At 53.6% G+C, this 1,630-nt stretch carries 1 protein-coding gene; it reads left to right on the forward strand.

From position 1 onward, the window contains the following. Positions 1–1,630 (forward strand): autotransporter outer membrane beta-barrel domain-containing protein (locus tag QZ105_RS10460; protein WP_293729861.1); only part of this gene is annotated, 1,630 nt, incomplete at both ends.

Raw genomic sequence — 1,630 nt, forward strand, 5'->3', positions numbered from 1 at the left:
AAGCAAGCGGCAACGTCAAAGCTAATGGCGAACTGACGAATAACGGCACTTTAACTGGTGCAGACGTAGACGCAACTACTTTGACGAATAACAGCGAACTTATTGCCAGTGGCGACGTAACTGCGGCTTCTATTAACAATAGCGGCGATAAGTTTATTGCCAATGGCGACGTAACTGCGGCTTCTATTAATAATAGCGGCGATGAATTTATTGTCAAAGGAAACGTAAAGACCGGCGCATTGACTAATAGCGGTATTGCAGACGTTGGCACGCTGACGATGAGCGACAATTCTACTATCACCGCTAACGGCGGCAGCTTGACTGCGGATACGATTACCGCTAATAACTCTAACATTATTGCTAACGGCGGCAAAGTAGACGCAGGCACGATTACCGCTGATGAGTTGGCGATAAATACTACTGGCAATGCGCAAGAGCAGGTTGTTATCGACACTTTAGTTGGCGACGGTTTGACGCTTAACGTTGATACTTTGGAGAAGAACCAGGTAGTAATCGGCAATTATACTGGCGAAAGTGTTTCCGTTATCGGCAGTCGCGGCGTAACCGACAATTTGGGCAACGATTTGACGAGCATTGAAGCCGGTATGCAGGATTTGGCGGATACGCTGAATATAAAATCTGACGGCGCTGTTAAAGAGCTGGTGGCCGAAGAAGGTAGTGTTTTGGGCACAATTACTGGCACAGTCGACGCTAACGGTAATTTGACCGTTACCGGCGAAGATGTGAACAGCTTCAACCAGGGCGTCAGCGAAATGGCTTCTATCGCTTTGATGACCTGGCGGCAGGAAAACAACGATATGAACAAGCGCCTGGGCGAGCTGCGCGACAGCGCGGGCGAGCACGGCGTGTGGGTGCGCATGACCCGCGGCGAAAGCAAGTACGGCGCACAGAACATTAAGAACCAATACAATGCTTACCAATTAGGCTACGACGAAAAGCTGAGCGTGGACAAGAACTGGACCGTTGGCGCAGCGCTGACCTATACGGACGCTAACAGCAGCTTCAGCGGCGGCAAGGGCGAGAACAAACACAAGGGCATTGCGTTGTACGGCAGCCGCCTGAACGATGACGGCAGCTTTATCGACCTTATCGCCCGGTATGCGCGGTTAGAGCATGACTTTGACGTGCGCGGCGGTGCGGGCAAAGGCGACTTTGATACCAACGGCTACAGCCTGAGCGCGGAATACGGCAAGCGTTTTACGGGTAAGAGCGGCTTGTGGCTGGAGCCGCAGGTAGAGCTGACCTACGGCAGAGTAAGCAGCGCTAATTACGTGACCGACCGTGGCGTAATGGTACGGCAGGACGACATGGACAGCTTGGTAGGGCGTCTGGGCTTCGCACTGGGCCAGAATTTGTCTAAGGGCAAGGGCAACGTGTACCTGAGAGCGTCGTATCTGTACGATTTTGAAGGTGAGACGGACGCGCGCTTTATGAATGCAACGCAGCAGCAGCGCGGCTTTGAGCAGGACCTCGGCGGCGGCTGGTGGGAAGTAGGCGTAGGCGCGAACATCAACCTGAGCGAAGCAACGCACCTGTACTTCGACGTAGAGAAAACCTACGGCGGCAACGTAGCTACGCCGTGGCAGTGGAACGCGGGCGTGCGCTGGAG

The organism is uncultured Phascolarctobacterium sp., assembly GCF_905212365.1.
Classification (GTDB): Bacteria; Bacillota; Negativicutes; order Acidaminococcales; family Acidaminococcaceae; genus Phascolarctobacterium_A.